General features: G+C 70.3%; 9 protein-coding genes. All 9 read right to left on the reverse strand.

Annotated elements, in window-relative coordinates; all coding sequences use genetic code 11:
- Window positions 1–1578 (reverse strand): hypothetical protein (locus AC08OU_RS20635; RefSeq protein WP_476605592.1); only part of this gene is annotated, 1578 nt, incomplete at its 3' end.
- Window positions 1575–1979 carry a GPW/gp25 family protein gene (locus tag AC08OU_RS20640; RefSeq protein ID WP_476605593.1) on the reverse strand — a complete coding sequence of 135 codons (405 nt, stop codon included), beginning with the start codon at window positions 1977–1979 and terminating at the stop codon, window positions 1575–1577. The genes AC08OU_RS20635 and AC08OU_RS20640, both read right to left, overlap by 4 nt.
- Before the next feature lie 16 nt (window positions 1980–1995).
- On the reverse strand, window positions 1996–2328 hold the full coding sequence (locus AC08OU_RS20645; RefSeq protein ID WP_476605594.1) for a hypothetical protein: 333 nt from the start codon (window positions 2326–2328) through the stop codon (window positions 1996–1998).
- Window positions 2329–2394: 66 nt separating this feature from the next.
- Entirely contained in the window at window positions 2395–2910 is a 516-nt protein-coding gene (locus AC08OU_RS20650) for a phage baseplate assembly protein V (RefSeq protein WP_476605595.1), read from the reverse strand.
- 22 nt (window positions 2911–2932) lie between these two features.
- Window positions 2933–4063, reverse strand: coding sequence for a hypothetical protein (locus AC08OU_RS20655; RefSeq protein WP_476605596.1), 1131 nt, complete (start codon window positions 4061–4063; stop codon window positions 2933–2935).
- Between the two features lie 38 nt (window positions 4064–4101).
- Window positions 4102–4458 carry a tail protein X gene (locus AC08OU_RS20660; protein ID WP_476605597.1) on the reverse strand — a complete coding sequence of 119 codons (357 nt, stop codon included), beginning with the start codon at window positions 4456–4458 and terminating at the stop codon, window positions 4102–4104.
- 42 nt (window positions 4459–4500) lie between these two features.
- Entirely contained in the window at window positions 4501–5145 is a 645-nt protein-coding gene (locus tag AC08OU_RS20665) for a hypothetical protein (protein WP_476605598.1), read from the reverse strand.
- Between the two features lie 2 nt (window positions 5146–5147).
- Window positions 5148–5573: a hypothetical protein gene (locus AC08OU_RS20670; RefSeq protein WP_476605599.1), complete on the reverse strand. Its 426-nt coding sequence runs from the start codon at window positions 5571–5573 to the stop codon at window positions 5148–5150.
- Window positions 5574–5753: 180 nt separating this feature from the next.
- Window positions 5754–7173, reverse strand: a 1420-nt coding sequence (locus AC08OU_RS20675) for a hypothetical protein (RefSeq protein WP_476605600.1), incomplete at its 5' end; no start/stop codon positions are given.

The raw sequence follows: 7173 nt of genomic DNA on the forward strand, positions 1-7173 counted from the left end.
CCCGTGGATCGCGGCCACGGCGGGCGCAGACTCGATCCGGTCCGGGCAGCCGGCCGGGGGCTCGCAGGTCGGCGGCACCACGTCGGCCGGCGGCACCTCGATCCGCTCGGCGCCGGCGGTGATGCGGGCGCCGTGGTCGGCCAGCAACAGATTGCCCCGGGCCAGGCTCACGTCGGGCAGGCAGGCGCAGTCCGGGCCACCCCGGGCGGACAGGCAGGCGTCGAACCGCAAGGCGTCCTCCTCGGCCCAGGTGACCTCCAGCACCGGCTGGTCGTACAGCCGGTCCTCGCCGGGGGTGACCGAGGTGAGCCGGACCACCTGCCGGTGCGCGGGGTCGGCGTCGGCGGCGGCGCCGGTACGCGGACCGACCACCTCCTCGATGACCAGCAGGTCGCCGGGGGCCAGCCGGAGCGCCCGGGCCCGGTGCGGCTCCGGTGGGCCGTCGTGGTCGTGGTCGCCGTGGTCGTGGTCGCCGTGCCCGTGCTCGCCGTGGTCGTGGTCGCCGTCGTGGTGCGGGGGCCTCGGGGCCCAGGCGTCCCGCAGCGTCGCCCGGGTGCTGCCCGCCGGCAGGCAGCACTCCTCGTCGCCCCAGGTCCAGAACCGGATCGCGTTGTGCTCCGGGCGCAGCGGCGATCCGCCGTGGCCGAGCGGCTCGAAGATCGTCGTCGTCACGCTCGTGGGCAGCCGGGAGATGTCCTCGTCGGCAACGACGGTGGGCAGTTGGGGGCGGTCGCGCGGGTCGAGCCGGCTGACGTCCACCGCCGCGAACCGGTACCGGCCGGCGGGCAGGCTGACCTTCCCGGTCACCTCCAGGGCCACGAACACCCGCGCGTTGCAGCCGTCGTGCATCGGGTAGTCCACCAGCCGGGCGTGCCGGCGCACCGAGATCCGCCGCCGGGCGGTGTCCAGGTACGCCTCGGTGGCCACCGCGTCCTGGTGGTAGCTGAGCTGGTCGCCGACGTACGCCAGCACCTCGACCAGGGTGAGCTGCAGGTCGGGCACGTGCCGCTCGACCCAGCGCGGGGTGGTCAGGGCCAGCCGCTCCAGCAGCAGCCGCCGGATGCTGTCGTAGTCCCTGGCCGTGTAGTCGATCACCGGCGTGGGCAGCGCCGGTGGCGGGACCGGTGGCGGTGGGACGCAGTCCTGGTCGGTGGGGCACTGCGGGTGGAAGGTGAACCGCGCGCGGGCGTACCGCGGGTCGAAGCCCGGGTACGGCCGGCCTCCCGGCCGCCCGTGCGGCCCCTCGTCCACGATGGACAGCGCGTACGGAGACGTGTCCCCGGGCCGGTCCACCGTCACCCGCAGGACGTCGTCCAGGTCGGGGTCGTCGCTGGACTCCAGGTCCACGTCGAGCACCCGGATGCCGGTGATCCGCCGCCCGCCGTCGATGCGGACGTTGACCGGGCGCAGGTGCCGGGGGGCCTTGCCGATGAACGTCACGGCCAGCGTGCGCCCGTCGTCGCCGGCCTCCACCGCGTCGATGCCGCCCCGCCGCCGGGCCCGCACCTGAGCGCGGCGCCGCTCGGTGCGGCACGGCCCGGGTGGGGTGGTGGGGTCATGGACCGGTCCAGCGCTCATGAGGAGGTCCTCTCGGTGAAGACGTCGGTACTCGACGTACCGGTCGCCCGGACGACGTACGCGAGCCGGACCCGCAGCGTGCCGTCCTCGCTCTCGACCTCCAGCGCGGCGATGTCGATCAGGTCACCCAGCCAGCGTTGCAGCGCCGCCTGCACCGAGATCTGCACCGACGCGGCCAGCTCCGGGCTGTTCGGGGCGAAGACGAGATCGGCCAGGCCACAACCGAACTCGGGCCGCATCACCCGCTCCCCGGGGCGGGTGAACAGCAGCAGCTCGATCATCTGACGGACGTGGTCGTCGTACCCGGCCTCGGCGGTGCGCCCGCGGCCGTCGACGGCGAACGGGAACGCCACGTCGAGGCGCGCGGGCTCGTCGGCCGGCCCGGCGAACGGCATGCTCATCTGAGCCCTCCTTCGCTCACTTGGCCACCGCCTTGCGCTGGACCTGGGCGACCTGCGCGGGCCCCTGCGCGACCCCCTCGGCGCTGCGACAGGTGCCGGTCGAGGACTCCAGCAGCGCGGGTGAGCCGTTCACCGTCACCGCGCCGGACGGGTTCTGCCAGTCGACGGTGACGCACGGCTGCGGTTTGTTCCCCACGGTGAACGGGCAGCCGACGACCAGGTACCGGTCGGCCAGCGTGTCCACCGGCTGGCCCAGCACGGACACCCGGAACTGGGCCGGCTGCGGCTGCGCCCGCCCCCCGTGCGGGCAGTTGATCGTCGCGTCGACGGTCAGCAGGCTTCCCGGCATGACGCTCCTTTCCCAGTCATTGCGGCCCCCAGTCGTTGCAGCCCTGGGTCGTTCCGGCCTCGGCGGTCAGGTCTTCACGACGAGCGCGCCCTGGTTGACGGTCACGGTGTCGCCGTTGAGCGAGATCGAGGCACCCTGGCCGTTGGTTATCAAGATCCCGGAGTCGTTGATCTGGAGCATGGCGCCGCTCGCCGTGCGCAGCGTGATGCCCTCGCCGCCGGGCAGGTCGGACAGGATGACGGTGCGCTGGCCCCGGGTCTGCAGGACCATGTTCGGGGCGTCGGGCTGGCCGGTCAGCGCCGCCGCCGGCAGCTCGGCGGACGAGCCGTACCAGCAGCCCGTCCAGATCGGGTAGTTGATGTCGCCCTGCTCGAACTCCACCCACACCCCGGACCCGACCAGCGGGATGACGTACGCGCCCGCCTGCGGCCCGGCCACCGGGAAGCACGGCATCGCCCAGGTGGAGGGGGCGTCGCCCAGCACGTCCGGAACCTGCGCCTGGAGCCGTCCCATGCGCATCGGGTCCACGTTGTTCACGACGGTGCCGCGGTACTTGCCGAGGTACCGGGTCGGTTCGGGCATGGGCGTCCTCCGGAGGGGCGGGTCAGGGCACGACGGTGGGGGCCAGCGAGATCAGGCCCTCCCGGGCCAGGGTGAAGTTCTGCGTGTACGAGCCGCGCCGCAGGTTGTGGGTGACGCTCTTGACGTAGTAGAAGCCGTCGTACGTGATGCCCACCCCCCGTACACCGACCAGCTCTCGCGGGCGCAGCACGTGCCCGTACCGCAGCACGTCGAGCTGCCCCGAGCCGCTGACCGCGTCCGCCGACTCGGCCGCCTTGGCCAGCGTCTCGGCCAGCACCTGGGCGGCGTCCTTCTTCGCGGTGTCCTCGATGACCTTCTTCTTCAGCGCCGGGGCCGGGCGCAGCGCCAGCGGCGGGCGCAGCACGCTGACCTCGGGTACGGGCAGCACCGTGGACACCCGGGTGGCGGGGATCTGGATCCGTGCCTGCGGCTGCTCCCGGGCGGTGCCGTCGAAGCTGAACGTCATCTGGTCCACCGTGGACAGGCCGTCCATGTTGGCGTTGAGGGCGTGCTGCGGCACGCCCAGGCGCACCTCCGGGCCCCAGTAGGCCCGGCTGACCCCCGGCGCCGGCCCCGGGTCCAGGTAGAAGACGTACCCGTTGGCCTGCGCGAGCTGGGTCAGGTAGCCCAGGTCGGTGCCCTTCTGGAAGTCGATCCGTTGGGTCGGCATTGGGGTGTTCGGGAACAGCTCCGGGATGACCAGCGGCACGATGCCGTACTGCGCGTACCGGCCGATGATGACCGCGACCTGGCCGGCGTGCGGCATGGACGGGAACTGGTCGCCGGGGCGCTCCTCGAGGTCCATCAGGACGGTCAGATCCTCGCCGGTGACGGTCAGTGTGGACTGGCCGGGCTGGTTGGCCACGCCCACCTCCTGCCGGATGATCACGCCGTCCATCAGCACCGTGGGCGTCCCGCTGACCGTGGCGACCAGGATCACCCGGGTCTTCGGGTCGAAGAACCCGGCCGGCAGCAGGGTGGTGTTGATCGGCCCGTTCTTGGCCAGGTCGAAGCCGAGCTGGAACCCGCTGCGCTGGCCGGCGGTCACCGTCACCTGGGCGGACAGCAGCGCGTCGGTCACCGGCTGCGGCGCGGGCACCGCGATCTGCGGCCCCATCAGCAGCGTCAGCCGGATCGGCCCGAGGTCAGGCATGCGCCACCCCTCCCGGTGCCGGCGCCGGCAGCCCCCGCTCAGCCATTGGCGGCCCCTCCCGGTACGCCCTCGGGCAGGGTGATCCGCAGCCGCCGGCCCGCCGTGGCGGTCAGCTCCCGCGGATCCAGCGCCGGGTTGGCGTCGGCGATCCGCCACCACGCCTCGGCGCTGCCCAGGTAGCGGAAGGCGAGCAGGTCGGCCCGGTCCCCGTCGGCCACCACGTGCTCGCCGATCTGGGTCAGGCTGTCCGGGCGGGGCAGCAGCCGCCGCCGCAGGTACGGGATCTGGTGCCCGTCCGGCGCGACGTACACGGCGGTCGGGATGCCGTAGTAACGGCTGGTGCGCGGGTACGCCGACGGCGGCACGGGCACCGTGTCCAGCAGGCTGACCGTCACGTTCGTTCTCCCCTCTTGGTGGCTCAGATCCCGTTGCCGGTTTCAGATCCCGGTCAGGCCGAGCGTGGACAGCCTGGCCGAGCCCACGGTGCCGGCCAGTCGCTCCTTGGCGGCCAGGTGGGCCAGGAACAGCTCGGCGCCCCGGTGCCCGGTGGGCAGGTCGTTGACGGTCAGCACCCGCAGCCCGAGGCTGACCGTGGCCCGGATCGGGTTGAGGTCGATGTCGAAGGCGTCCTCCACGATGGCCAGCTCGGTCACCCGCACCGGCAGCACCCGCGCCGCACCCCAGACGAACAGGGTCAACGGGCTCTCTACCGGGGTGATCTCCAACGTGCCGGCGTTGGCCAGCGCCTGGTTGGCCCGCACCCGCGCGCTCGGCGGCTGGATCAGCGTCTCCAGCGTGGCCAACTGCGGGTGGATGCCGTTGGGCGAGGGAACGTCGAGCTGGTCGGTGGCGTCGATCTCGGCTTCGAGCTTCCAGGTCTCGACCGCCGGGCCGGTCAGCCGCAGCGCCTCGGTCCGGTCGCCCTGCCCATCGGCCTGGGTGGCCATCGGGGCCAGGCTGCGCTGCAGGGCATCCGGGTTGAACTGCATCACGATGACCCTGCGCGGCGTCCCGAGCACCGGGTCCACCACCACCAACCCCGACCTGATCGCCTTGGGAATGTCCGCGTACCCGATGGTCACCGCTACTGGACCCCCATCTGGTCGAAGATGTGCAAGACCGTTGCCGCGCGTTGACGGACCCTCTCGCTCTCGTCGTTCCCCGCGAGCTCGTCCAGGTCGGGGCGGTATTCCTGGTACGGCGCGTACGAACTGGCCCACACCGCCATGTCGCGTACCTCCTCGAACTCGCTGTAGAACTCATCGCTGATCTTCGTGTAGATCTCCTCGTCGAAGCTGACCGGTGCGCTCATCCCCAGGCGCATCAGGGCAAGGCCCAGTGGAATGGACTCCTGGGCCGCGTCGACCTCGCGCAGCAAGTCGGCCCGGGTCCAGACGTCCAACTCCCGCTCAGCGGCGTGCAGCACCTCGCTGGCGGCTTGCATGTCGGGGCTTGCGACCTGCACGTAGCAGTTGCCCGAGATGTCATCCTCGACGTACCAGAGATCCACTCCCTCACCCACTCGCCAGACGATCTTGAATTGAAGCGTCCGGTTAGGATCGATCCAGTCAGCGCTGATTTCCCGCCCCCCACGGCTCGCGGCGAACCCGGCCACCTCGTCGCGTGCAGGGCACCGCCGTAGCGCAATCCGCCGCGTCACACGCCATCCCGGGCGTTCCTGGTCCATCACCTACTCCGCACGCTCCTCACGCAGCTTGGTCAAGGTTGTATTCCACAATGCCTCCAGACGTCTTCGGATAAGGCCTTCGAGGTAGCGCAGTCTCTCCTCGACCACTTCGGGGCTTTCCGCGGACAAATCTTCCAAGCGGCGAACCCATCCCTCGACATCGTCTAAGCTCTTCAGCCACGCATGAAGGATCTTAAACTCGCGTTCCTTCATCAGCGCGGGCTTCGAGCCCTCCAACTGGATTGGACGTTTCACCCGTTCGCCCGTGTGAAACCTCTCCACCTCACCCAGGTAGTTGTTCAACGTCCTGGAGATACCGACGGCACCTTTGGGTGCCATCGGGAACCCCTTGGCGAACTCGAGCAAATCCATCTTTCCGCGAGCGGCCAAGTCAATGCCCATCGTCGTGATCGGCAGAGTTGCGGGGTTGCGCCAACCCTCGATGTGGAAATGCCACTGCACCAACTGGGCGGCATTCAGTGAATGTTCGGCCCCCGGGGAGCCGGCGGACAGGATCGGCAGCGCCGATCGGGCAAGCTCGGCCCGAGTCTGCGGCGTCCACGCCTCGGATTCGAGTTCCTCCACGAACCTCTTGTGGGTCAACGGCTCGCTGACCCTTGCTCCCCGCTTGTTGACATAGGTCCAGTACACCTTCTGATCTTTCGAGTAGATCCTCCGGTTGAACCCCTTGCCCTGCTCACGGGGAACGTTGGCGGCGATCTGGCCGGTGCGTGTGCGGTAAGCCACGAAGTCTTCGAGGTTTTCCAAATCTTTGGCCGGGACCGAGCGGATCTGGGCATGTGCCTGAACTGCGTTCCACCCTTCTTCGATCGTGTGCTGCGGGGGCGTGTGCGCGTCACGGATCTCCTCGGCCTTCGCCGGATCGTACTTCCCGGTCGCCCTGCTTTGATCCGCCACGCTGTCGGCCGCCTTCCGCTTGATCTGGTCGGCCTTCTCCTCGAACTCCCTACCGATCTTACGGATGATCATCAACAGTCTGTCGACGATGTCGACATCAACCCCGTCTACCGCCTTGAGTTCCGGGTTGAGAGCAGCGATTACCTCAAACGTCCGCCCACCGCGCTTGTTCAATCGGCTGAGCCGGTACCACAGCCGCATTCCGCCGAGCACAAGGCCAAACCCGCGATCGGGCACGCCTTTGTCCAGCAGTCGCTGAAGCCCGGGTCGCATCCGGGCGACGGCCTTCTCCAGGCGCTGCTCCTTGGTGGGTTGTTGCTTCTTGCGGTCGTCGCGGGCCTTGCGGCGGCGGTCGCGCCAGTCGGCGTACCGCTTCTTGAAGTTCTGGTACTTGCGTTTGATGCCGGTGCCGACCCGGCGCAGGAACCGGCCGGCGCGGGTGTTGGCCAGCCGGCGGCCCAGCCGGCGGGCGGCCCGCCCGACGCGTTGCAGGCCCCGCTTGGCC

Source organism: Frankia sp. CcMO1 (genome assembly GCF_977945845.1).